This is a genomic window from Tessaracoccus rhinocerotis, from assembly GCF_007197885.1.
GTDB lineage: Bacteria > Actinomycetota > Actinomycetes > Propionibacteriales > Propionibacteriaceae > Arachnia > Arachnia rhinocerotis.
This window is the reverse complement of record NZ_VKKG01000002.1, coordinates 437,592-461,500: the sequence shown is the minus strand read 5'-3', so window position 1 is coordinate 461,500 and position 23,909 is coordinate 437,592. Positions and strand designations below refer to the sequence as shown.

The 23,909-nt window shown below is 69.5% G+C and carries 22 protein-coding genes and 1 tRNA gene; 2 read left to right on the top strand and 21 right to left on the bottom strand.

The genetic code is table 11. The features are described from left to right. Both FOJ82_RS07290 and FOJ82_RS07285 read right to left on the bottom strand, forming a co-directional pair. Positions 1–1,185, bottom strand: coding sequence for a C39 family peptidase (locus FOJ82_RS07290; protein ID WP_143937794.1), 1,185 nt, complete (start codon positions 1,183–1,185; stop codon positions 1–3). Between the two features lie 137 nt (positions 1,186–1,322). Further along, the gene (locus tag FOJ82_RS07285) at positions 1,323–1,910 is read right to left on the bottom strand and encodes an ANTAR domain-containing response regulator (RefSeq protein ID WP_221933057.1); all 588 of its coding nucleotides are present in this window, start codon (positions 1,908–1,910) and stop codon (positions 1,323–1,325) included. A gap of 125 nt (positions 1,911–2,035) precedes the next feature. On the opposite strand from FOJ82_RS07285, the gene FOJ82_RS07280 reads away from it, so the two are divergent. Further along, positions 2,036–2,118, top strand: a tRNA-Leu gene (locus FOJ82_RS07280). A gap of 70 nt (positions 2,119–2,188) precedes the next feature. Here FOJ82_RS07280 and pyk read toward each other — a convergent pair. The 19 genes from pyk to mraZ all read right to left on the bottom strand — a co-directional run bounded on the left by pyk (position 2,189) and on the right by mraZ (position 22,735). Then, entirely contained in the window at positions 2,189–3,622 is a 1,434-nt protein-coding gene (pyk, locus tag FOJ82_RS07275) for a pyruvate kinase (RefSeq protein WP_143937792.1), read from the bottom strand. A 54-nt stretch (positions 3,623–3,676) separates the two neighbouring features. Further along, complete coding sequence (locus FOJ82_RS07270; RefSeq protein WP_143937791.1) at positions 3,677–4,600, bottom strand: RluA family pseudouridine synthase; 924 nt, start codon at positions 4,598–4,600, stop codon at positions 3,677–3,679. After that, positions 4,597–5,139, bottom strand: coding sequence for a signal peptidase II (gene lspA / locus FOJ82_RS07265; protein ID WP_185975668.1), 543 nt, complete (start codon positions 5,137–5,139; stop codon positions 4,597–4,599). Before lspA ends, FOJ82_RS07270 begins: the two co-directional genes overlap by 4 nt. Next, positions 5,112–5,531, bottom strand: a complete 420-nt coding sequence (locus FOJ82_RS07260) for a TraR/DksA family transcriptional regulator (protein ID WP_143937789.1) — start codon at positions 5,529–5,531, stop codon at positions 5,112–5,114. The genes lspA and FOJ82_RS07260 overlap by 28 nt, the downstream gene beginning before the upstream one ends. Before the next feature lie 116 nt (positions 5,532–5,647). Further along, entirely contained in the window at positions 5,648–6,586 is a 939-nt protein-coding gene (locus tag FOJ82_RS07255; RefSeq protein ID WP_143937788.1) for a DivIVA domain-containing protein, read from the bottom strand. 124 nt (positions 6,587–6,710) lie between these two features. Continuing rightward, complete coding sequence (locus FOJ82_RS07250; protein WP_143937998.1) at positions 6,711–7,178, bottom strand: cell division protein SepF; 468 nt, start codon at positions 7,176–7,178, stop codon at positions 6,711–6,713. Between the two features lie 145 nt (positions 7,179–7,323). Continuing rightward, positions 7,324–8,478: a cell division protein FtsZ gene (gene ftsZ, locus FOJ82_RS07245; protein ID WP_143937787.1), complete on the bottom strand. Its 1,155-nt coding sequence runs from the start codon at positions 8,476–8,478 to the stop codon at positions 7,324–7,326. A gap of 153 nt (positions 8,479–8,631) precedes the next feature. After that, complete coding sequence (locus tag FOJ82_RS07240) at positions 8,632–9,357, bottom strand: cell division protein FtsQ/DivIB (protein ID WP_143937786.1); 726 nt, start codon at positions 9,355–9,357, stop codon at positions 8,632–8,634. Further along, positions 9,354–10,805, bottom strand: coding sequence for a UDP-N-acetylmuramate--L-alanine ligase (murC, locus tag FOJ82_RS07235; RefSeq protein WP_143937785.1), 1,452 nt, complete (start codon positions 10,803–10,805; stop codon positions 9,354–9,356). The genes FOJ82_RS07240 and murC overlap by 4 nt, the downstream gene beginning before the upstream one ends. Next, positions 10,802–11,899: an undecaprenyldiphospho-muramoylpentapeptide beta-N-acetylglucosaminyltransferase gene (gene murG / locus FOJ82_RS07230; RefSeq protein WP_143937784.1), complete on the bottom strand. Its 1,098-nt coding sequence runs from the start codon at positions 11,897–11,899 to the stop codon at positions 10,802–10,804. Before murG ends, murC begins: the two co-directional genes overlap by 4 nt. Then, positions 11,896–13,143, bottom strand: coding sequence for a putative lipid II flippase FtsW (ftsW, locus tag FOJ82_RS07225; protein ID WP_143937783.1), 1,248 nt, complete (start codon positions 13,141–13,143; stop codon positions 11,896–11,898). Before ftsW ends, murG begins: the two co-directional genes overlap by 4 nt. Positions 13,144–13,146: 3 nt before the next feature. Continuing rightward, complete coding sequence (gene murD, locus FOJ82_RS07220) at positions 13,147–14,628, bottom strand: UDP-N-acetylmuramoyl-L-alanine--D-glutamate ligase (RefSeq protein WP_143937782.1); 1,482 nt, start codon at positions 14,626–14,628, stop codon at positions 13,147–13,149. Beyond that, on the bottom strand, positions 14,610–15,680 hold the full coding sequence (gene mraY, locus FOJ82_RS07215; RefSeq protein ID WP_143937781.1) for a phospho-N-acetylmuramoyl-pentapeptide-transferase: 1,071 nt from the start codon (positions 15,678–15,680) through the stop codon (positions 14,610–14,612). Before mraY ends, murD begins: the two co-directional genes overlap by 19 nt. Next, positions 15,677–17,107, bottom strand: a complete 1,431-nt coding sequence (locus tag FOJ82_RS07210) for a UDP-N-acetylmuramoyl-tripeptide--D-alanyl-D-alanine ligase (RefSeq protein ID WP_143937780.1) — start codon at positions 17,105–17,107, stop codon at positions 15,677–15,679. The genes mraY and FOJ82_RS07210 overlap by 4 nt, the downstream gene beginning before the upstream one ends. Next, complete coding sequence (locus FOJ82_RS07205) at positions 17,104–18,639, bottom strand: UDP-N-acetylmuramoyl-L-alanyl-D-glutamate--2,6-diaminopimelate ligase (RefSeq protein ID WP_143937779.1); 1,536 nt, start codon at positions 18,637–18,639, stop codon at positions 17,104–17,106. Before FOJ82_RS07205 ends, FOJ82_RS07210 begins: the two co-directional genes overlap by 4 nt. Further along, complete coding sequence (locus FOJ82_RS07200; RefSeq protein ID WP_143937997.1) at positions 18,632–20,395, bottom strand: peptidoglycan D,D-transpeptidase FtsI family protein; 1,764 nt, start codon at positions 20,393–20,395, stop codon at positions 18,632–18,634. Before FOJ82_RS07200 ends, FOJ82_RS07205 begins: the two co-directional genes overlap by 8 nt. A gap of 290 nt (positions 20,396–20,685) precedes the next feature. Next, positions 20,686–21,201: a cell division protein FtsL gene (gene ftsL, locus FOJ82_RS07195; protein WP_143937778.1), complete on the bottom strand. Its 516-nt coding sequence runs from the start codon at positions 21,199–21,201 to the stop codon at positions 20,686–20,688. After that, on the bottom strand, positions 21,198–22,160 hold the full coding sequence (gene rsmH / locus FOJ82_RS07190) for a 16S rRNA (cytosine(1402)-N(4))-methyltransferase RsmH (protein ID WP_143937777.1): 963 nt from the start codon (positions 22,158–22,160) through the stop codon (positions 21,198–21,200). The genes ftsL and rsmH overlap by 4 nt, the downstream gene beginning before the upstream one ends. Before the next feature lie 140 nt (positions 22,161–22,300). Beyond that, the gene (gene mraZ, locus FOJ82_RS07185; RefSeq protein WP_143937996.1) at positions 22,301–22,735 is read right to left on the bottom strand and encodes a division/cell wall cluster transcriptional repressor MraZ; all 435 of its coding nucleotides are present in this window, start codon (positions 22,733–22,735) and stop codon (positions 22,301–22,303) included. Between the two features lie 187 nt (positions 22,736–22,922). On the opposite strand from mraZ, the gene FOJ82_RS07180 reads away from it, so the two are divergent. Next, a complete protein-coding gene (locus tag FOJ82_RS07180) occupies positions 22,923–23,909 on the top strand; it encodes an AAA family ATPase (protein ID WP_143937776.1) in 987 nt (328 codons plus the stop codon).

Sequence of the window (23,909 nt, the reverse complement as noted above, 5' to 3'; positions counted from 1 at the left end):
TCACACCTTCCCCACCCGGGCCGTGTAGGCGTACTGGTACACCTGCGTGGCGAAGTTCTCCCAGCGAGTGATCACTCCGGCGTTGGGAGGCCAGGGGTCGTAGACGAGCAGCCCCTGGAAGTTGTTGCGCGACAGGACCGGGATGAGGTTCTGGGTGTAGCCGGCGACCGTGCGGGAATGTCCCGGCACGAAACTGACCAGCGGCCGGTTGGCGCGGATCTCGTTGCGGAAGGTCGCGAACGTCGGGTTCGTGACCATCGTCGCGTCCAGGGCGTCACTCGTGAGCGCCTCGATCGCGGTGACGACGTCGCCGACGCGGCTGTACGGCAGCCCGTTCGGGTTCGCGTGGGTCCCGAGGCCCAACTCCTCCGCGAGCCGGGTCTGGGTGTACTCGTAGCGGTAGAAGTCGAGCAGCATCTGCGTGCTGGCGGCGACGCACCAGACGTTGGTCTCCTGTCCCCGCAGTTCGTAGCAGGATGTGTGGTGACTCGAGCGCAGGGAGTACCGGATCTCGCGCGTCTCGACGAGCCTGATGACGATGACCTCCCACCAGCGCTCGGGCTCTATCCGCCACGGGATCAGCCCGAACTCGTGCATGTGCTCCCGCAGGTCCCTGATCGCGCCGAGGCGCTCGTTGAACCTCTCGGACCGGAGCTTGCGGTCCTCGTCGCCGAGCTCGCGCCGGAGGCTCCAGCGTTCGAAGGCACCCGGGCGCAGCGGCTCGTGCTCGGACTCCCCGGCCGGCGGCACTGGCACCCAGGTGAACAGCTCCAGCATCGCCACCTCCTCGCCCGTGCGCAGGAACTGTACGGCGAGCTTCGGGTAGCTGTAGGCGACGAACCTGAGCTCGTCGAAGTCGTCGCACCCCATCCCTCCCTCGATGCCCCGCTGGCGGGCCTCACCCAGCAGCGCCTTCGGGTTCCAGGTCTGGCCGTCCCCGTAGGCCAGCAGCAGGTCGCCGAGGACCTCGTCGGCGGCGACGTCGACGGCGCCGACGTCCTCCCGCCCGCGGACCACTGCGAACCGGTGGAACAGTACCTCACCGTCGATGTCGTGGATCGCGGTGGCCTCCTCCACGACCTCCGCGCCGGCCAACTGCTCCTTCGGGAACACGCCGGTCAGCGCGAGTGCGTTCAGCTCAACGCCCGCGACCATGCGGGCGGTCTTCGGATCGAGTGCGGCCATGAGGGCCACCTCCTCGGGTTCTGGGGCGGGTCCCCCACCCGCCGCTCACCTCTCAAGAGCGCCGACCCCGGAAACAGATACACCCGGGACCGAGGTCCCGGGTGCGTGGTGCCGAAGGGGGCCAGCGGCCCCGCACGTCACTTCTTGCGGTGGCTGATGACGCCCTGTGCGACCTCGCGCATCGACTTGCGAAGGTCCATGGCGGTCTTCTGGATCCAGCGGAACGCCTCGGGTTCGGTCAGGTCCAGGCTCTCCTGCAGGATGCCCTTGGCCTGGTCGATGATCTTGCGGGACTCGAACCGGTCCTCCAGTGAGGCCAGCTCGTCCTCGATGGCCTTGATCTCCGCGAAGCGGCCGATGGCGATCTCGATGGCGGGCACCACGTCGGACGCGTCGAAGGGCTTGACCACGTAGGCCATGGCACCGGCGTCGCGGGCGCGCTCCACCAGGTCACGCTGGCTGAAGGCCGTGAGCATGACGATCGGGGCGATTCGTTCCTCGGCGATGACCTCGGCGGCGGTGATGCCGTCCATCTTGGGCATCTTGACGTCCATGATGACCAGGTCGGGCTCCAGCTCGCGGGCCAGCTTGACGGCTTCCTCGCCGTCGGCCGCCTGGCCGATGACCTCGAAACCCTCATCTGTGAGCAGTTCCACGAGGTCCAGGCGGATGAGCGCCTCGTCCTCAGCAACGAGAACCTTCCTGGGGCTCTTATCGTCCGGCATGAATCGCCTCATCCTTCGTTCGTCAAAATGTGGGGGACGTGCACCTGAGTGCAACTTCACAATACTAGCGCGTCGGGCGGCGCGGGGGCACTCCGCGCAGTTGTGGCACAATGTTCAGCGCACCTGCCCGGGTGGCGGAATGGTATACGCGGACGGCTCAAACCCGTCTGGCCGCAAGGCCTTGGGGGTTCGAATCCCCTCCTGGGTACGCAACACGATGGAAACAGCTGGGGCCGCCCGAGGGCGGCCCCAGCTGTTTCACTGTCTGTTGGCGCGTGTCAGGCCTCCGAGCCGGTGCCGGTTTCCTTGATCTTGTGGACACGCAGGTTGTTCGTCTTGCCGGGAACACCCATCGGGGAACCGGAGAGGATGACGATGCGCTCCCCGACCTCGATCAGGCCCGCCTCGCGGAGGTAGCGGTCCACGCGGGCCACCATGTCCTCCTGGTTGTCGAAGTTCTCCGTGACCAGCGTGTTGACGCCCCACGAGAGGGTCATCTGCTGGCGTGTGGTGGTCTCCGGGGAGAACACCAGCAGCGGGATGGACGGGCGGAGGCGGGAGAGGCGGCGAGCCGTGTCGCCCGACTTGGTGAAGGCCACCATGTAGCGGGCGTCGACGCGCTCGGCGACCTCGACGGCGGCCTTCGCGAGGACGCCACCAGTGGTGTGGGGATCCCAGTCGATCTCGTGGATCTCCTCGTGGCCCTCGCGCTCGGCGTACTCGACGATCTTCGCCATGGTCGCAACGGTCTCGATCGGGTAGTCGCCGACGGAGGTCTCGCCCGAGAGCATGACCGCGTCCGCACCGTCGAGGATTGCGTTGGCGACGTCGGAGGCCTCGGCGCGCGTGGGGCGCGGGGAGGAGATCATCGACTCGAGCATCTGGGTGGCGACGATGACCGGCTTGGCCCACTTGCGGGCGGCGCGGATGATCCGCTTCTGTGCCAGCGGCACGTCCTCCAGCGGCAGCTCCACGCCGAGGTCACCGCGGGCGACCATGAAGGCGTCGAACGCGTCGATGATGGCCTGCAGGTTCGTGATCGCCTGTGGCTTCTCGAGCTTCGCGATCACCGGGAGGCGACGGCCCTCCTCGTCCATGATCTCGTGGACGCGCTTGATGTCGTCTCCGCTGCGGACGAAGGACAGGGCGATCATGTCGATGTCCTGGGCGAGGGCCCAGCGGAGGTCCGCCTCGTCCTTCTCGCTCAGGGCGGGGACGGAGACTGCGACGCCGGGCAGGTTGATGCCCTTGTTGTTCGAGACGGGGCCCGGGACGGTGACCTCGCACACCACGTCGGTGTCGGTCACCTCGATGGCCTTCAGGCCGACCTTGCCGTCGTCGATGAGGATGTCGTCGCCGACGCGGACGTCCCCGGGCAGTCCCTTGTACGTGGTCGAGCAGCGCTCGGCGTCACCCTCGATGTCGTCGATGGTGATCGTGAAGCGGGAGCCACGGTCAAGGAAGTGCTTCTGGTCGTCGGCGAACCGGCCGAGACGAATCTTGGGGCCCTGGAGGTCCGCGAGGACGCCGACGGTCCGGCCGGTGATCTCCGCCGCTTCGCGGACGGCCTTCAGCCGGGTGCCGTGTTCGTTGTAGTCGCCATGGCTCATGTTGAGACGAGCCACGTTCATACCGGCGTTGACCAGGTCGACCAGACGCTCAGTGGTTTCGGAAGAGGGGCCTAGGGTACATACGATCTTTGCTCTGCGCACGGGATCACACTACCGGAATGCTGCCACAACTGAAGCCCGGGTCCCCCTGTGGGATCATCCGGCCCGAACGACGTCCAGCGCCGCAGCCAGGTCCTGCGGGTACTCCGAGCGGAAGGTGACGCGTTCGCGGCTGCGCGGATGGTCGAAGGACAGTTCCACCGCGTGCAGCCACTGCCGCTGCAGCCCCAGGCGCTGTGCCAGTACCGGGTCGGAGCCGTAGAGGGGGTCTCCGCAGCAGGGGTGGCCGATGGCCGACATGTGCACGCGGATCTGGTGGGTGCGGCCCGTCTCGAGACCGATCTCGAGCAACGTCGCGACCCGGTGCGCCTCAAGGGTGTCGTAGTGGGTGGTGCTGGCGCGCCCACCCTCCATGACGGCCATCTTCCACTCGTGGCTGGGGTGCCTGCCGATGGGGGCCTCGATCGTCCCCGTGAAGGGGTCGGGGTGACCCTGCACGAGCGCGTGGTAGGTCTTCTCGACGGTCTTGTCCCGGAAGGCCTGCTTGAGGATGGTGTAGGCGATCTCCGACTTGGCGACCACCATCAGGCCGCTGGTGCCTACGTCGAGGCGCTGCACCACGCCCTGCCGCTCGGCCGCCCCGGAGGTGGAGATGCGGACCCCGGCGGCGGCGAGGTGCTCGGTGACCGAAGGACCCTCCCACCCGAGGCTGGGGTGCGCCGCCACGCCGGCCGGCTTGTCGATGACGATGACGTCCGCGTCCTCGTGGACCACCGCCATCCCCTCGGCCACCCGGGGGCGGACGACCGGGCGGTCCGGTTTGAGGTCGGCCTCGGCGAGCTCGAGGAGCTGGCCGGCTGCCACGCGGGCCGACGGCTTGGTGACGGTGGCGCCATCCAGGCTGACCCCGCCCTCGCCGATCAGCGCCTCGATCCGGCTGCGGCTGTACCCGGAGACCCGGGCTGCGACGGAGTCGATCCGCTCCCCCGCCAGGCCGTCGGGCACCAGGAACACGCTCACGCGGCGGCCTCCTCCGGCTCCTGCGCAGCGTCGGAGATGTGCCGGAAGCTCAGGATGATGATGAGCGCGGCGGCCGCCGTGATGCACATGTCGGCGATGTTGAAGATCGCGAAGTAGGGCAGCTGCAGGAAGTCGATCACGTGGCCGTAGAGGGGCGACGGGTCCCTGAGCAGCCTGTCGTGCAGGTTCCCCGTGATCCCGGCCAGGAGCAGTCCCAGCGCGACGGCGTGAGACATCCTGGTGATGCGCGGCAGCGCGATCACCAGCGACGCCACGAATGCGAGGATGGCGAAGATCGACAGCGCCAGCGTCGAGCCGCTGCCCAGCCCGAAGGCAGCTCCCGGGTTGCTGATCAGCGTGAACCTGAGCACCGGGCCCAGCACGTTGACGGGCTCTCCCCATTCGAGGTTGGCCAGTGCGGCGTGCTTCGAGAGTTGGTCCAGCCCGAGCCCGAGCAGGCCGATCCCGAGCGCGGTCAGGCGGATGCCCAGCCGCGAGGGACCGCTGCGGCTCAGCGTCGCTCCTCGCGCTGCTTGCACGTGACACACAGCGTCGCGCGCGGGAACACCTGCAGCCGGCCCTTGCCGATCGGGTCGCCGCACACCTCGCAGCGGCCGTACTGGCCCTCGTCGAAGAGCTTCAGGGCCAGTCGGGCCTGGTCCGCCATCTCGCGGGCGTTCTGGGCCAGCGACAACTCCTGGTCGCGCTCGAAGTTGCTGGACCCGACGTCCGCGGGGTCGCGCCCGGCACCGTCGGTGCCGCCGCGCAGCAGGTCCTCAAGCTCCTCCTCCGTGGCCGCCACCTTGCGGTCGAGTCGGTCGACCTCGTCGACGAGCATCTGGCGCTGTTCGTCGATCTCCTCCGGGGTCCAGGGATCCTCTCCGGAACGGACGGGGAGCTCTGCGGCCGGGCCTGCATTCTTCGTGGACATGTCTGCTTTCCTAGGTCGGACTGTCCGGTGATGCTACACCCCCGGACCACTTTTTCAACCTGGACGTGAACGGGCCGACACCTGATCGGTGTCGGCCCCTCCGCGGTCCTTGTCAGTTACTGTTCGGAACCGTGCGCCAGAGCATCCAGGCGCGGGGTCTCCGAGTCCTGTCGCTGTGCCAGTTCGGGCACCTCGGCAGGCTCGGGGTTCTCCTGGTCGAGGGCGGTCAGGTTGCGCGTCAGGAGGTTGCGCAGGTTCTCGCGGTAGCTCCCCTCGAACTCCCGCAGGGCGGACACCTTGCCGGTCAGCTCGCCCTGCTCACGCTCCAGGTCGGCGAAGAGCTCGACACGGCGGGCGTCGGCCTCGGTGTTGACGCGGGCTGCGTTCTCCTCGGCCTCGCGCCGCACCTGCTCGGCGTTGACGCGGGCCTCGGACTCGATGCGCTCGGCCTTGGTGCGGGCGTCCGTGGTGATCTCGTGCGCCTGCTGCTTGGCGTCGGCCAGCTTGCGCTGCGTCTCCTGCTCCGCCTCGGAGACGAGCTGCTCGGCCTGCTCCGTGGCCAGCTGCACCAAGCGGATGACGGCCGGGCTGGCCTCCTCGCGGGTGCCGACGGTGATGTGCTCGGACTGTCCCGAGATCTCGCTGACACGCTGGGTGCGGATCTCGTCGAGCTCGCCCCGCACGCGGGCCAGCTCGGCCCGCAGCTGTTCGTTCTGGCTGTTGAGCTCCGCAACCTGGCCGTCGTCGCCCACCTGCTGCGCCACCGCCGGCTGCTGCATGGTGGCGGCATTGAGGCGCTCCACCTCCGCGCGGAGGTTGGCGATCTCGTTGTCCTTGGCAGCCAGCTCCTGAGGGTCCACCGCCGGGGCGCCGTCGCCCTGGCCACCCGCGGACTGCGCCTCACGACGGAGGAGGTCACGCTCGTTCTCGAACTGCCCGAAGGACTCCTCCACCTTGTCGATGAAGTTGTCGACATCGGCGACGTCGTATCCGGTGACGCCGCGGCGAGCCATGCGGAACCTGACTCGACGGACCTCTTCCAGGGTGAGACTCATTCTTTTCTCCAACTGTCTGGGTAGTGCGGTACCGGGCGGCGAACCGCCCGGCGTCGACGATCAGGCTACTCTAACCGTGCGTCGCGACCAACGATGCCTCAAGTGTGGGTTTCGGGTTGGCCGTTCAGCTCTGGTTGAAGAAGCCGCCGGAGACGAGGCGCTCCTTGTCCTCGGGACCCACCACGAGGTTCGCGGGACAGAGCAGGAACACCTGGCTCGAGACCCGCTCGATGTTGCCGCGCAGCCCGAAGATGAGGCCGGCCGCGAAGTCGACGAGGCGCTTGTCCTCACCCGACTCCATGTCCGAGAGGTTCATGATGACGGGAATGCCGTCACGGAAGTTCTCACCGATGGCGCGGGCCTCGTTGTAGGAACGCGGACGCACGCTGACGATGCGGCTGATGTCAGCCACCTCGGGCTCCGGTGCGACGGCCACGGGGCGACGACGCTCGTGGCGTTCTGGACGCTCTGGAAGTCGGGACACCCGACTCACCTCCTCGACCGGCTCCTCGTCGACGTACACATCCTGCGAGAGCTCTTCCGAGGCCTCGTCGTTCTGGTCCCGGTAGCGGTCGTCCTCGACGATACCCATCCACTCGGCAAGTTTGCGCACGCCCACTGTCGCCTCCTATAAACACTTGCCGCCGAGACTACCGTCTGGGAACCCCGCACAGGCGTTCAAATGCCCCGACACGCCGGGGCATGTCGGGGCATTCGCGCTTCGGGCCGCAGGGGCCTCACTTCATGAAGTCGGGCACGTCCAGTTCGTCGTCCTCGGGAGGCCGCGGCGCAGCGGGACGCTGCTGCGGCTGCTGTGCCTGCTGAACCGGCTGGGACGAGGGCAGGGGACGTGCCTGCGGAGGCTGCGGCTGGTGGCCGGGCTGCTGCGCAGGGCGTGCCTGACGGGCGACGTCCGGGCGGGAGTTCTGGCGCTTCTGCGGGCTGCCGCCGTCGAAACCGGCCGCGATCACCGTGACACGCACCTCGTCTCCCAGGGCGTCATCGATGACGGTGCCGAAGATGATGTTGGCCTCGTCGTGCGCGGCCTCCTCGATGAGCTGGGCCGCCGCGGACACCTCGAAGAGGCCGAGGTCGCTGCCGCCGGCGATGGAGAGCAGGACGCCGTGGGCGCCATCGATGCTGGCCTCGAGCAGCGGCGAGGAGATCGCCATCTCGGCGGCCGCGCGGGCGCGGTCCTCGCCTCGGGCCGACCCGATGCCCATGAGGGCCGAGCCGGCCTGGCTCATGATTGACTTGACGTCCGCGAAGTCGAGGTTGATGAGGCCGGGGGTGGTGATCAGGTCCGTGATGCCGGAGACACCCTGCATCAGCACCTGGTCCGCCTGCTTGAACGCGTCCAGGATGGCCACCTGGTGGTCGGTCATCTGGAGCAGCTTGTCGTTCGGGATGACGATCAGGGTGTCGACCTCCTCGCGGAGGGACTCGATGCCGGTCTCGGCCTGGGTGGAGCGGCGACGCCCCTCGAAGGAGAACGGCCGCGTGACCACGCCGATCGTCAGCGCGCCGAGCGAGCGGGCGATCTTGGCGACCACGGGTGCGCCACCGGTGCCGGTGCCACCACCCTCGCCGGCGGTCACGAAGACCATGTCGGCGCCCTTGAGCGCCTCCTCGATCTCGTCGGAGTGGTCCTCGGCCGCCTGCCTGCCCTTGGAGGGGTCGGCACCTGCGCCGAGACCGCGGGTGAGGTCGCGTCCGATGTCCAGCTTCACGTCCGCGTCGCTCATCAGGAGCGCCTGGGCGTCGGTGTTGACCGCGATGAACTCCACTCCTCGGAGCCCCGCCTCGATCATGCGGTTGACCGCGTTGACGCCACCGCCGCCAACGCCGACAACCTTGATGACCGCGAGGTAGTTCTGTGATGCGCTTGCCATTACCTGCCCTACTGTTCGTCGTCGCAACCCGTGCTGCTCTGCGTATGAGGCTATGGGTCGTGACACTTGGTCGTCCAACATCCGGGCCGAACCGCCCCAAACCACCTCAAGTGCTACTTCAGGGTTTGGTCGTGGCGCGACCTCCGTCCGATCCTACTTGGTGGTCGGGTACCCGGGCGCGGACACGTCGTAGACCTCGGCCTCCACCGACAGCAGGGCCGTGAGCACCTCCGCCTTGAGCTCGGACTGCTCCGCGCTGCCCCACACCACCACGTCACCGTCGGTGAGGCCGATCTCGATCTGGTCCACGGCCGCCGCGGTCACCAGTTGGACGCGCGGCAGCAGCTCCTCGGGCAGGAAGGTGGCGACGGTCGCCACGTCCGCGAGCAGCCGTGGCTCGGCGGTGGCGGTCTCCGCCACGAGCGCCCCGGCCTCCGGGGTGGAGGCGGTGTTGAACACCACCCCGTGCCGGTCCACCCACTGGTACTGCGCCCCGTCGAGCCGCTGGTACACCAGGGTGCGCTCGGTCACCTCGATCGCGATGGTGCCGGGGAAGCTGCGCTCCACCGTCACCCCCTCGACGGGCACGAGCCCGGCCACCCGGCTGCCGACGGCGTCGATGTCAGTGGTGAGCAGCGGCAGCCCGGTCTGCACCCCCGCCACCTGGACCACCTCTTCGGTTGCCAGCAACTGGTTGCCCGTGACGCGGACGTCCGTGACGGCGAACACCGAGGAGAAGAACAGCAGCCAGACGACGAGTGCGCCGACCAGCAGGACCCCCGCCCCGGAGATGATCCCGAACAGCTTGCGCCGGTTCTGTCTGCGGCGTCGCTCCTGCAGCGCCTTCGCGAAGGCGCCCGGCGACGTCGTGTTGCTCAACGGGCGCCAGCCTCCGGGCGCTGCTCGAGGAGGTCCGCGAGCAGCGGGCCCACGATCGTGACGTCGCCGCAGCCGAGGGTGATGACCAGGTCGCCGGGGCGGGCCAGCTCGTTGAGCGCGTCCGGGAGGTCGTACTTCTCCTTGACGTAGTGCACGTCCCTGGCCCCGTGTTTGATGGCGGCGTCGACGACGAGCTCGCCGGTGACCCCCGGGATCGGGTCCTCGCGGGCACCGCAGACGTCGTTGATGACCGCAACGTCTGCCATGGTCATCACCTCGCCGAACTCGTCGGAGAAGTCGACGGTGCGGCTGTAGAGGTGCGGCTGGAAGCAGGCGATCAGCCGACCGGGGAGCCCGGTGGCCTCGTTGCCCGCCTCGGTGGCGCGGCGGGCGGCGGTGAGGGCGGCCCGGATCTCGGTCGGGTGGTGCGCGTAGTCGTCGAACACCCGGATGCCGGCGGTGTCGGTGATCAACTGGAACCGGCGCAGGGTGCCCTCGAACCGTCCGAGGGCCTCGACCGCGGCGTCGTGGCCCAGGCCGAGGATCCTGCCGGCGCCGTACGCGGCCGACGCGTTGGCCAGGTTGTGGTTGCCCGGGACCTGCAGCCGAATCTCGCCGCTGTCCTCGCCGAAGGTGATGGTGGCGCGCACGCCGTTGCCGTCGGGGGTCACGTCGGTGATGCGGATGTCTGCGTCCGGGGACTCGCCGTAGCGGATGATCTGCGGTCCCTCCCCCTCGAGGTCGTCCGCGAGGCTGCGCGAGCCCGGGTCGTCGACGTTGATCACCACGTACTTCACCGCGGGCCGCGTGGCGAAGGCGCGGAAGCCGTCGGCGTAGGCCTCCGGGGTCCGCCAGTTGACGAGGTGGTCCGCCTCTACGTTGGTGATCACCGCGATCTCGGTGGGGTACTGCAGGAAGGAGCCGTCGGACTCGTCGGCCTCCACGACGAAGGCCTCGCCGGAGCCCACAGCCGAGCTGGAGCCCGTCGTGGACAGGGGGCCGCCGATGACGTAGCTCGGCTCCGCGCCGGCCTCGGCCAGCATGACCGCGGTCATGGCGGTGGTGGTGGTCTTGCCATGCGTGCCCGCCACCGAGACGGCCCGCTTGCCCACCATCAGCGCCGCCAGTGCCGCCGAGCGGTGCCAGATCCGCAGTCCCCTGCGCCGGGCCTCGACGAGCTCGACGTTGTCGGCCCGGATGGCGGAGGAGATCACGACCGTGGCGGCGTCGCCCAGCTGGGACGCGTCGTGGCCGACATAGGTGCGGATGCCGCTGCGCTCGAGCGAGCGCAGGGTGGAGGAGTCGCTCTGGTCCGAGCCGGACGTCGGGATCCCCAGGTCCGCATACATCCTCGCGATGCCGCTCATCCCGGAGCCGCCGATCGCGATGAAATGGACCGGACCGACCTCATTCGCCGGAACGACTTCGATGGGGTTGAGAAGGGTCACTTCGCTTCTTTCGTACGGGCTGCTTCGAGCACGGCTCGCGCCAAGTTCTCGGCGGCGTCGGCAGGGTACTGCCTGCGCGCGTCGTCGGACATCCTGGCGAGCCGTGCGGAGTCGGTGACCAGTGGGACCACCGATGCTGCCAGCGTACCCGCACTGAGCTGGGACTCGGGCAGCATCACGCCCGCGTCGGCGGCGACGAGTTCGGCGGCGTTGCGCGCCTGCTCGCCGTTGCCCCAGGGCAGCGGGACGAAGACGACCGGCAGGCCGGACACGGCGGTCTCCATGACCGTCGCGGCTCCCGCCCGGGCCACCATCAGGTCGGCGGCGGCGTAGGCCACCGCCATGTCCTCGACGAACGCAACCGGGAGGTAGCGCGCCCCGGAGGCGTGCTCCACCACCGCGGAGTCCTCCGAGAAGTTCTTCGGCCCGAGGACGTGCAGCACCTGCACCCCGGCGCCGAGGATCTCATCCAGCGCGCCGAGGACCGCCTCGTTGATGCGGACCGCACCCTGCGAGCCGCCGCTGACCAGCAGGGTCGGGCGCTGCGGGTCCAGGCCGAACCGGCGCCGGGCCTCGACCTTGTCCACGCTCGGGTGCGTGATGGTGCTCGACATCGGCATCCCGATGAGCGTGGAGCCGGGCAGTTCGGTCTCCCGGAAGGTGATGGCCGTGAATGCCGCGAACCGGGCACCGATCCGGTTCGAGATGCCGGCGAGCTTGTTCGCCTCGTGCACGACGACGGGCACCCGCATGGTGCGGGCCGCGAGGTAGGCCGGGATGGACACGTAGCCTCCGAACCCGACGAGGGCCTGGGCGCCGGCCCGACGCAGGACGGCCCGCGCCTCGCGGACGGACTTCGTGAGGCGCCATGGCAGCTTCAGCAGTTCCATCCCCGGGCGTCGCGGCAGCGGCACGGGCGTGATGAGCGCCAGTTCCAGGCCAGCCGCGGGGATCACCCTCGTCTCGAGTCCCTTCGCGGTGCCGATGCTGACGAGCCGGACGTCGGGCTCCAGTTGCTGGAGCGCCTTCGCGGTGGCGATCAGGGGCGACGTGTGGCCGGCGGTGCCGCCGCCGGCCAGGACGATGCTCGTCATGACTTGCGGCTCCCGGCCGCCAGGACGCTGGTCATGCGTGGGCGCGACTTCTTGCGCCGGGCCGCCAGGTGCTTGCGTGCCTGCGGGGTGTCACGCGCCAGTGACAGCAGTACGCCAACGGCGAGCAGGTTCGCCAGCAGCGACGAGCCGCCGGAGGAGACGAACGGCAAGGGGACGCCGAGCACCGGCAGCAGGTGCAGCACCACGCCGATGTTGATCAGGGCCTGGATCAGGAACCATGCCGTGATGCCGGCTGCGACGATGCGGTTGAAGATCTTGTCCGACTTCAGAGCGATCGAGAACCCTGCGCGGGCCAGGAGCGCGACCATCGCTATCACGAGCAGAACGCCGAAGAGCCCGAGCTCCTCGCCGATCACCGCGAAGATGTAGTCGGTGTGGGCGGCGTCCTTCAGCCCGCCCCACTTCTGCTTGCTGGCACCGAGCCCGAGGCCCCACCAGCCGCCGGAGGCCAGCGCGTACAGGGCTGCCATCGGTTGCGAGGAGAGGTCGGTGTTGGACTGGGGATCCAGGAACACCATGATGCGGCTCATGCGGTTGGAGGACCCGAGCAGCAGGACGCCGACGAGGCCCGCGGCCCCGAGGACCAGCGGCACCAGCACTCGGAACGGCGTCCCCACGAAGAACAGCAGCGCGAGCACCACGAGGCCGATCACCATGCCCGTGCCCAGGTCCCGGCCGGCGAGGACGAGCGCGAGCAGCACCCCGGCACCGGGGATGAAGGGGACGAGCAGTTGGAACGGCTCGTGCAGGCGACCGCGGCGCGCGTGGTAGACGGACCCGGCCCAGATGACCAGGCCGAGTTTGGCGAACTCCGACGGCTGGAACCTGGCCCCGCCGATGTTGACCCAGTTGGTGTTGCCGTTCACGTTGTGGCCGAGCGGGCTGAGGACGAGCAGCAGCGCCAGCACGGACAGGGACCACCCCACCCAGCCGAGGCCGCGCAGGGTCTTGGTGGGGAGCCTGCTCATCAGGACCGCCGCGACGATGCCGACCGCGAGGAACACGGACTGTCGGATCGAGTAGTAGTAGGGAGAGGAGCCCTGCGCCTGCGCCAGCACTGAGGATGCCGACAGCACCATCAGCGAGCCGATGGCGCACAGGATGGTGACGGTGAAGGCGACCAGGTAGTAGTCGGTCAGTGGGGATGCCACGACGCGGCGGCGCGAGCTCGTGGTGGTGTCGATCGGCCGGGCCGGGGAAGCTGCGTCGGTCGCGATTGCCATGTCCTACTCCTCGTCGATCCGTCTCGTGAGGCGCTCGACCGCTGCGGCGAATACCTCGCCGCGGTCGGCGTAGCCGGTGAACATGTCAAGGCTCGCGCACCCCGGGGAGAGCAGGACCACGTCTCCCGGACGGGCCATGTCGCCTGCGAGTCGAACGGCTTCCTCCATCACCCCAGTGTCGGGGTTGTCGAGCACGTGTACCGGGACCTGGGGTGCGTGTCGGGCAAGAGCCTCCGCGATCTCGGCCCGGTCCACACCGAGCACCACTGCCCCGCGCATCCGGCCCCCGTGCCGTGCCACCAGGTCGTCGAAGGAGACGCCCTTGGCCTGGCCGCCGGCGATCCACACGAACGACTCCTGGGCACGCATGGCCGCGTCGGCCGCATGCGGGTTGGTGGCCTTCGAGTCGTCCACCCATGTCACATCGTCCACCTGGGCCACCGTCTGGATCCGGTGCTGCGGAACCTGCAGGTCCCTCAGCCCTTGGGAGACGGCCCTGGCCGGCACGCCGAAGCTGCGTGCCAGCGCCGCCGCCGCGAGGGCGTTCTCCACGTTGTGCGGGGCGAACGGGACGACGTCGGAGACCTTGGCGAGTTCCAGGGCGGAGTCCCTGCGCTGGCTGACGAAGGCCCTGTCGACGATGAGGTCGTCGACGACGCCGACCATGCTCAGGCCCGGGGTGCCGAGGGTGAAGCCGATGGCGCGGGCACCCTCTGTGACGTCGGCCTCCTCCACCAAACGCTCGGTGGCGGGCTCGGCCACGTTGTAGACGGCCGAGTGCGTGAGTCCCTCGTAGATCCTGGCCTTGTCGGCGACGTAGCGGTCGAAGGCGTCGGGGGCGCCCTCGTACCACTCGAGGTGGTCCGGGTGCAGGTTGAGCACCGCGGCGGAGTGCATCCGCACGGAGTTCATCCAGTGCAGCTGGAAGCTGGAGAGCTCCACGGCCAGCACGTCGTAGGGTTCGTCGTCGAGGACGGCCTCGATGATGGGGCGGCCGATGTTCCCGACCGCCGCCGTCCGCAACCCTGCGGCGGTCAGCATCGACGCCAGCATCGTCGTGGTGGTGGTCTTCCCGTTGGTGCCGGTGACCGCGAGCCACGGGGCCGCCCTGTCGGGCTGCACCATCCGCCAGGCCAGCTCAGTCTCGCCCCAGACCGGGACCCCGCGCTCGGCGGCCTGCCGCAGCAGCGGCGCAGAGGGGCGCCAGCCGGGTGAGGTGACCACCAGGTCTGCATCCTCGGGCAGGGCGGCGGTGGTCCCCTTCCCGAGCCGCACGGTGACGTCGAGCCGCTCGAGGAGGTCGGCCTTGTCGGCGTGGGCCTCGGACTCGTCGAGCACGGTGACCTGCGCACCGAGCGACACCAGCCCGTCGGCGGCCGCGAAGCCTGACACGCCGAGCCCGGCGACCACCACCTTGGCGGATGGCCAGTCGGAGAGCCTGTCGGCGCTGTCCATCCAGTCCTTGGTCATTGTGTGACCACCCATTCCGCGTAGAAGATCCCGATCCCCAACGCCACGCACAGGCCGCAGATGATCCAGAACCGGATCACGACGGTCACCTCCTGCCACCCGAGGAGCTCGAAGTGGTGGTGGATCGGCGACATCTTGAAGATGCGTTTGCCGCCCGTCGACTTGAAGTAGGCCACCTGCAGCGCGACGGAGCCGACCTCCATCACGAACAGGAACCCGAGCACCACCAGCAGCAGCTCGGTACGGGTCATGACGGACAGCCCGGCGAGTGCGCCGCCGAGTGCCAGGGAACCGGTGTCGCCCATGAAGATCTTGGCCGGCTTCGCGTTCCACCACAGGAACCCGAAACAGGCTCCCGCGAGCGCCAGCGCCACGACTGCCAGGTCGTGCGGGTCCCGGACCTCGTAGCACCGTGGTCCGGCCGTGGAGGTCCGCGAGCACCACTGGTTGAACTGCCAGATGTTGATCACCGCGTAGGCGGCGAACACCAGGGTGGCGCTGCCGGCGGCCAGGCCGTCGAGGCCGTCGGTGAGGTTGACCGCGTTCGACCAGGCCATGGTCAGGAACAGGATCCAGATGACGGCGAGGAAGAAGGGCAGGAACAACCAGGGCACGTCCCGCAGGAAGGAGACGAACTGGGTGGCGGGCCGAAGGCCGCGCTCGTCGGGAAAGCTCAGCGCGAGCACTGCGAACGTGCCCCCGATCAGGAACTGCCCCACCAGCTTGCCCCGCGCCGTCAGCCCCAGCGAGCGCTCCTTGGAGATCTTGGCCCAGTCGTCGAGGAAGCCCAGGAAGGCGAGCGCCACCGTGAGTCCCAGGAGCAGCACCGCGGAGATCGAGATGGGTTTCCACAGGATCAGGTGGGACAGGAAGTAGGCCAGCACGACGGCCACCACGATCACGAGGCCGCCCATGGTGGGGGTCCCGCGCTTGGTGAGGTGCTGCTTGGGTCCGTCCTCGCGAACGAACTGGCCGTACTGACGGGCCGTCAGGAAGCGGATGTAGCGAGGCATGGCGACCATTACGAACAGCAGGGACAGGCCGCCGGCCAGCAGGATGTTGATCATCGGGCGGCGCCCCCGGACACGAGTTCCTCAGCCACCTTCTCCAGGCCGATACCGCGCGAGCCCTTCACCAGGACGACGTCACCGGGCGAGAGCGCCAGCGAGCCGGCCACCTCCTCGCGGGCGAGCACCCGCGCCCTCAGGCCCTCCTCCTCGGCCGCCGAGACCAGGTACTGGGCGTACTCGCCCACGGCCACCAGTTCGTCGACCCGCAGATCACCGGCCAGGCGACCGATGGCGACGTGGAGTTCCTCGGCCAGCGGCCCGAGCTCGAGCATGTCCCCCAGCACCGCGATGACGCGTGCCCCGGGATTCTCGGCGCGCTGGTACTGCCCGAGCTCGACAGCGGTCCGCAGCGCGGCCGCGACGGAGTCGGGGTTCGCGTTGTAGGAGTCGTTGAGGACCAGGACGCCGTCGGGCCTCGTACGCAGCTCCATCCGCCAGCTCGAGCGGGGCTCGGCCTGCGACAGGACCGATGCGATCGACTCGAGGTCCAGCCCCACCGCCAGTGCCGCCGCCGAAGCGGCCAGGGCGTTGGACACCTGGTGGCGGCCGACGACGCTGAGCGAGACCTGTGCCGAGTCGGTGCGCCCGTCACGGGTCACCTCGAGGGTGAACGAGGGCTGGCCCATCACGTTGGTGCTGATACCGGTGGCGCGCACCTGCATGTCCCCGGCAGGGAGCTCACCCTCCCCGAACCAGGCGACCTTGGCCTCGGTCCGGTGGCGCATCGCCGTGACGTGGGCGTCGTCCCCGTTGAGGACCGCCCAGCCGTCGGGGGCGAGGTCCGCGACGAGTTCGCCCTTGGCCTGTGCGGTCCGCTCGATGCCGCCGAATTCCCCGACGTGGGCGGTGCCGACGTTCAGCACCACGCCGACGTCCAGGCCGACGAGGGAGGTCAGCCACGAGATGTGCCCGACCCCACGGGCTCCCATCTCACTGATCAGGAACTCGGTTGAGTCATTGACGCGGCATGCGGTGAGCGGAACGCCCACCTCGTTGTTCTGGTTGCCCTCGGACGCGACGGTGTCGCCGGCCTCCTCGAGGAGTTGGGCCAACAGGTCCTTGGTGCTCGTCTTGCCGGAGCTGCCGGTCACGCCGATGCTCACCAGCCCACGGGCCCGGGCCTCGCGCACGATGCCACGGGCCAGCCAGGACAGGCCCAGGACCGGGTCCTCCGCCAACAGGTGCGGGACGTCGGCCCTGGTGGCCCGGGTCCCGAGGACGCCCGCGGCCCCAGCCTCGACGGCGGATGCGGCGAAGTCATGGCCGTCGACGCGCTGGCCGGGGACGGCCACGAACAGCGATCCTGGGGTCGCCGAACGGTTGTCGATGACTACGTCCGGCCCGACGACGGCGTCGTCACCGAACACCTCCACCGCTGCCGGCTGCATCAGCTCCACCAGTTCCGAGATCCTGCGTGGCCTCATGACCTTCCTTCCCTGATCCTGTCCCAGGCGCTCAGAGCCTCGACAGCGTCGTCGAAGGGGAGAACCTGTCCCCCAACATGCTGCCCCTGCTCGTGGCCCTTTCCTAGAACCGCCACAACAGTAGCCGGATCAGCCAGTTCGAGCGCCCTCTGGATGGCTGCCCTCCGGCCCGGGACCTCCTCCACGAAGGTGTCGCCCCCGACCTCCAGCGCACCTGCGAGAGTGGCGGCCCGGATGGTGGCCGGGTCCTCGGTGCGCGGGTTGTCGTCGGTGATGATCACGACGTCGGAGCGCTCTGCGGCCGCGCGCCCCATGGCGGGCCGCTTGGCAGCGTCCCGGTCGCCACCGCACCCGACGACCGTGACCAGTCGGTCGAAGGAGCCGACCAGCGCGTCAAGGGCAGCGGCCACCGCCTGGGGCGTGTGGGCGAAGTCGACGACCACCGTCGGAGCGTCGTCGCCCAGCTCCAGCGCCTGCATTCGTCCGGGCACCTGCGCGACGGCCAGGCCGGCGAGGATGTCGTCGGGATCGGTGCCGATGGTCTCCAGCATCGCGAAGGCCACGGCCGCGTCGATCATGTTGTAGGTTCCGGGCATCCCGATCCGCAACTCCACCGAGGAGCCATCACGGGTGAGCGTGGCGCGGCCGCCCAGCGGGGCCACCGGCTCGTACCCGCTGAGCCGGTACTGTGCCTGCTCCCGGGTCCCGACCGTGATCACCTCGAGACCGGCCGCAGCCGCACGACCGGCGATCTCGGCGCCGCGCTCGTCGTCGGTCCAGAGCACCGCCCGGTCCGTGTAATCCGGGGTGAACAGGGACGCCTTGGCCTCGAAGTAGTCCTCCACGTCGTGGTGGAAGTCCATGTGGTCCTCGCCGAGGTTCAGGAAGGCGGCCACGGAGAACCGCAGCCCCACCACGCGGTCGAGCTTCATGGCGTGGCTCGAGACCTCCAGCGCAACCGCGTCGGCGCCGCGCTCGTGCATCACGGCCAGCAGTGCGTTGAGGTCCGGCGAGTCGGGCGTGGTGACGGTGCTGCGCCCCGAGGGGACGGCCAGCCCGTCCAGGCGGAAACCGAGCGTGCCGACGGTGCCAACCCGCCTCCCGGCGGCGGCCAGGCCTGCCTCCAGCAGCGCGACGGTCGTGGTCTTGCCGTTGGTTCCAGTGACGCCCAGCAACTCCAGCTTCGAGCCCGGGTTGCCGAACACCCGGCTGCTCAGCAGCGCCATCTGGCGGCGGAGGTCATCGGAGACGACGGTCGCCACGCCCGTGGCGCGGGCGGCCCGCTCCCCGGCGGCGTCGGTGGCCACGGCCACGGCGCCTGCGGCGACGGCGGCCGCCGCGTAGTCGGCTCCGTGCACGTGCCGCCCGGGCAGCGCCACGTAGAGCGAGCCGGGGACGATGTCGCGGGAGTCGAGGCTGATACCCGTGATGAGGACGGGTGCGTCGGCGTCGCCGCGCAGGTCCAGGCCCCCGAGCAGCGTGGCGAGGGGCACCGCGGTGATCCCGGAGGGCCTGATGGCGGCGTCACTCATAGGTCAGGGGCTCCTCGGGCGCGGGCGTGGTGGACGGCAGGACGTTGTAGCGCGGCAGAGCCATCTGCAGGATGTTGTTCACCACGGGCAGGGCCAGGCTGCTGCCGGAGTTGCCGTTGCGGGGCTGGTCCAGCACGACGTAGACCACCAACTGCGGGTCCTCCGCGGGGGCGACGCCGACGAACGATGCGGTGTAGCCGTTGTAGCACTTGCAGTCGGGGTCGAAGCGCTGGGCGGTGCCCGACTTGCCGGCGGTGCGGTAGCCGGGGATCTCGCGGTCCTTCCCGACCTGGGTGATGACTGCCTCCATCATGTTCACCACCATGTCCGAGGCCTCCTCGGAGATGACGCGGCGGGAGCCGGGCGTCGGCAGTTCCAGGGCCGTGCCGTCGGCCGCGGTGGCGGACTTCAGGATCGTCGGCTGGTGGTACGTGCCGCCGTTGACCACGGCGGAGACCGCCGCGGCCATCTGCACCGCGGAGACCGACAGCCCCTGCCCGAAGGAGATCTGGTCACGCGTGTAGTCGGCCATGTCCGCGCCGGGGAGGGCGCCGGCGGTCTCGGCGGGCAGGCCGGAGCCCGGCGCCTGCCCGAGTCCGAAGTCGGCGAGGTAGGAGCTCAGGTCGCCCTTGTCCATCAGCCTCGCGAGCTCGATGGTGCCGATGTTGGAGGACTGGGCGATGATCCCGCGGGCGGTGAGCTGCAGGGTGCCGTGGCTGAAGGAGTCCCGCACGTAGCCACCGCCGGAGGCGATCCTGCTCTCCACCTGCACCTTGGTGTCGGGGGTGACCAGGCCGGCGTCGGCCAGCGCGGCCATCGTGAGGACCTTCTGCACCGAGCCCGGCTCGTAGGCATTGCTGACAGCACGGTTGCTCAGGTCGCCGGGGTCCTCCACCGCCCCGGGGTTGGCCGGGTTGTACGAGGGGCTGTTGGCCAGTGCGAGGAGTTCACCGGACTTGGCGTTCATGACCACCGCCATGCCGGTGGCCGCCCCCGACTTCTTCACGCCGTCGGCCAGCGCCTGCTCGGCGAACCACTGCAGGTCGGTGTCCAGGGTGAGCTCGAAGTCCACGCCGTCGACCGCCGGCGTCATCACGTTCTCCCCGAGGGGGATCCGGCCGTAGGTGGAGGCGTCGTAGACCTCCTGGCCGGGCTCGCCGTCGAGCTGGTCGTCGAGGACGGCCTCGAGCCCTGCGGACCCCACGCCCTCGCCGTTGACGAAGCCGACGACGTTGCCGGCCAGTGCGCGCTGGGGATAGGTGCGGATCGGATCGGAGGTGGCGAAGAGCCCCCACCACGGGCGCCTGCCCTCGCCGTCGAAGCCGGCTTTCATGTCCTTCTGGATCTCGATCCAGGTGGCCGCCGGCACCTTCTTGGCGATGATCTCGTAGCGCGAGTCCTCCTCGGTGAGGGTGTCAAGGTAGGTGGAGGGTCGACCGCCGAGGTGCTTGGCCAGGATCTCGGCCACTGCCTGCGGGGCGGCGGCGGCCTCCTCCTGCTTGCGCTCGCTCATCGGGTAGCGCTTGTCGGCGCCGTTGGTCATCACCATGTCCGGGTCCACGCTGATCAGCATCGCCGGCTCGGTGGCGGCCAGCACGACGCCGTCGCGGTCCGTGATGGAGCCGCGGGTGGCGGGCAGTTCCCGGGTGGACTGCATCTTCTCGGCAGCCTGCGCGGCCATCGCCTCGGAGTCGAAGGCCTGCAACTGGAACGCGCGCCCGATGCAGACGGTGACCACGAGCGCCATCACCACCATGAAGGCGCGGATGCGGGTGGAGGACCGGCCGACGGGGAGCCGCCAGGCCTTCTTGTAGCTGCGTCCCCGCGCGGTCGAGGCGGGTCTGCGGGTGGTGGACCGACTCGTCGACGACTTCTTCGTCGCACCCTTGGTGGCCGGGCGCTGCTGTGTCGGCCTCCCCTTGGACCTCGCCGCCGGACGGCTGGACGACGACTTTCCGCCGGCCTTCCCGGTCGACGCCCGGCTGGAGGATGCGGCAGACCTCCTCGAGTCGGATCCGGTCGAGGTGCTGCGGCGGCGCTCGGTGCTCACGGGTTGCCTCCTGCCGGCGCGACGGGCAGGTCAACGCCGTCCTGGGTTCCGGCGACCACTTCGGGTTCGGGCTGTTGCAGCGCCGGGACAGGCGGCAACTGGCGCAGGTAGGTCGCCTCGTTGCCCCTCACGGGGGTCGGCTCGCCGAGGATGCTGCCGTCGGCGAGGTTGATGAACGCCGGGTACGGGTTGGGGACCATCCCGAGGTCGGCCGCCCGCAGCGCCAGGGAGGAACTGCTGGAGATGGACTGGAGCTCCGTGGTGAGCGCCGCGGCGGTGTATCCGAGCTCGGTGGCCTCCTTGCGGAGGGCGGCGAGTTCGCGTGACTGGGCCGCCACGGAGGTGGTGACCACCATCACGAGGGCCAGTCCCACGGCGACGAGGACGGCGATGAAGACGCCGAAACCCACGTTCGACATCATGGGTCGCTGCGAACTGAGCAACGTCAGCCGGGGCCGCTGCGGGGCCCCGGTGGTCGGCTCGGAATCGAGATGGACGGGCTGTGCGCTCATGCTGCCTTCCTGATTCTCTCGGCGACCCGCAGCCTGGCGGAGGCTGCTCGGGGGTTGGTGGCGATCTCGTGGGCGTCGGGACGCTCGGCCCCCTTGGTGACGAGCCTGAGCTCGGGCTGGAGGTACTCGGGGACGACGGGGAGGTTCCTCGGCGCCCGGTCCGCGGCTCCCTCCGCGAACGCCCGTTTCACCAGGCGGTCCTCCAGGGAGTGGTAGCTCAGGACGGCGACGCGGCCCCCGACGTCGAGGGCCGCGATGGCTGCCGGGACGACTCCTTCGAGCGCCCGCAGTTCGTCGTTGACCTCGATCCGCAGAGCCTGGAACGTGCGCTTGGCCGGGTGGCCCCCGGTGTGGCGGGCCGCCGCCGGAATGGCATCGGCGATCACCTCGACCAGGCGGCCGGAGCGCGTGAAGGGCTCCACCTCCCGGGCCGCCACCACTGCACGGGCGATGCGGTCGGCGAACCGCTCCTCGCCGTAGCGCCTGAGGATGCGCACCAGGTCGGCGGCGGCGTAGCTGTTGACGACGTCGGCCGCGGTCGGGCCGTCGGTCGCGTTCATGCGCATGTCCAGCGGGGAGTCGACGGAGTACGCGAATCCGCGCTCGGTGCGGTCGATCTGCAGCGAGCTGAGCCCCAGGTCGAGCAGGATGGCGTCGACGGACTCGATGCCGAGGTCCGCCAGCACGTCGGGCAGTTCGTCGTAGACGGCGTGCACGAGGGTGGCGCGCCCGGCGAGCTCCCCCAGTCGCTGGCGGGCCACCTCGTGCGCGTCGAGGTCCCGGTCGATGCCGACGAGGCGGGCCTCCGGGAAGGCCTCGAGGATGGCTCGGGCGTGCCCGGCCAGGCCCAGGGTGCCGTCGACGTAGACGGCCCCCGGCCGCGAGAGGCAGGGGCGTAGCAACTCCACGATCCGGTCGCGCAGGACCGGATCGTGGACGTCGGCGAACCGTTCCTGCATCTCGACCCTCTCGGTACAACTACTTCTCGAACACTCATCCGCACCTGCTGCGCTGGTTCCCTTCCGGCCACCTGACCTGACATCGGGGAAGTGAAGTCAGGGCTCGTGCTCCGGCCGGGAGCCACCGCATCAGCTGCCGGTCACTGGCCCAACCCCGACATGAACTCGCCGTCCAGGTCCGCGAAGTCCGACTCCTGGCTGGCCGAGTACTCCTCCCACACCTTCAGGTCCCAGATCTCGGCCCGGTTCATTGCGCCGATCACCACGACGTCGCGGTCCAGGCCGGCGTAGGTCCGCAGGATCGGCGGGATGGTGACCCGCCCCTGCTTGTCCGGCACCTCGTGGCTGGCGCCGGCGCTCAGCATGCGCTGGTAGTCGCGGACCTTCTTGACCGTGGAGGGCGCGTTGCTGATGTCCTCCATCAGCTTGCTGAAGGTGGACATCGGGTAGACGGCCAGCGCCCGGTCCTGGGCGCGGGTGACGACGAGACCCTCGGAGAGCTGGTCGCGAAACTTCGCGGGCAGGATCAACCGACCCTTCTCGTCCAGCTTGGGCTGGTACGTCCCGAGGAACACCGACGTCACCCCCTTCCACTCCAAAAGTCATCCAGTTCCCTCCACTTGCCACCACATTACCCCACTTCCCCCCACTTTCTGCTGTGTTCGGGCGTGTTCTGCTCCTCGTTGGAGAACGCCGTCGTCACGCGCCGGTTGGGTGAGCAACTACGCTGAAGCCCGGAGTGTCGTCGGGTCGGCACCGAAGATGGAGAAGGAGACCCCGGTGCAGGAAGCAGCCGCAACCCCGTCCCTGGCCGAGGTGGCCGACGTCGTCAACCGGGTGGCAGAGCAGATCGCCAAGGTGATCGAGGGCAAGCCCGCGCAGATCCACACGGCGATCCTCGTGCTGCTCGCCGAGGGGCACCTCCTGATCGAGGACGTCCCGGGCGTCGGGAAGACTGCCCTGGCCAAGGCCCTGGCACGCTCCATCGACGGCGACGTGAAGCGGATCCAGTTCACGCCGGACCTGTTGCCCAGCGACGTCACCGGCGTGTCGGTGTTCAACCAGAGCAACCGCGAGTTCGAGTTCAAGCCCGGCGGGATCTTCGCGAACATCGTCGTCGGCGACGAGATCAACCGCGCCTCCCCGAAGACCCAGTCCGCGCTGCTCGAGGCGATGGCCGAGGGCCAGGTCTCCGCCGACGGCAAGACCTACCAGTTGCGCCGCCCCTTCATGGTGGTGGCCACCCAGAACCCCATCGAGATGGAGGGCACCTATCCCCTCCCCGAGGCGCAGCGGGACCGGTTCATGGCGAGGATCGAGATGGGCTATCCCGCCCGGCGCGCCGAGGTGGCGATGCTCACCTCGCAGGCCGGCGGCGAGCGCCTCGACAGCATCCGTCCGGTGACCGACGTGGGCTTCATCGCCCGGGCCACCGAGGCCATCCGACAGGTCTACGTGGCGCCCGTCATCAACGACTACATCGTCACCCTGGTGGACAACACCCGCACCTCCCCCGACCTGCGCCTCGGCGCGAGCCCGCGCGCCTCCCTGCACCTGATGCGCGCATCCCGCGTCGAGGCCGCGCTGGCCGGTCGCGACTACGTGATCCCCGAGGACGTCCAGCGGCTCGCGCCCATGGTGCTCGCGCACCGCGTGCTGCTGACGGTGGACGCCCAGGTGGCACGCCTCACCAACGAGCAGGTCGTCGCCGGCATCGTCGCCAACACGACGCGTCCGAGCCGGGGCTGA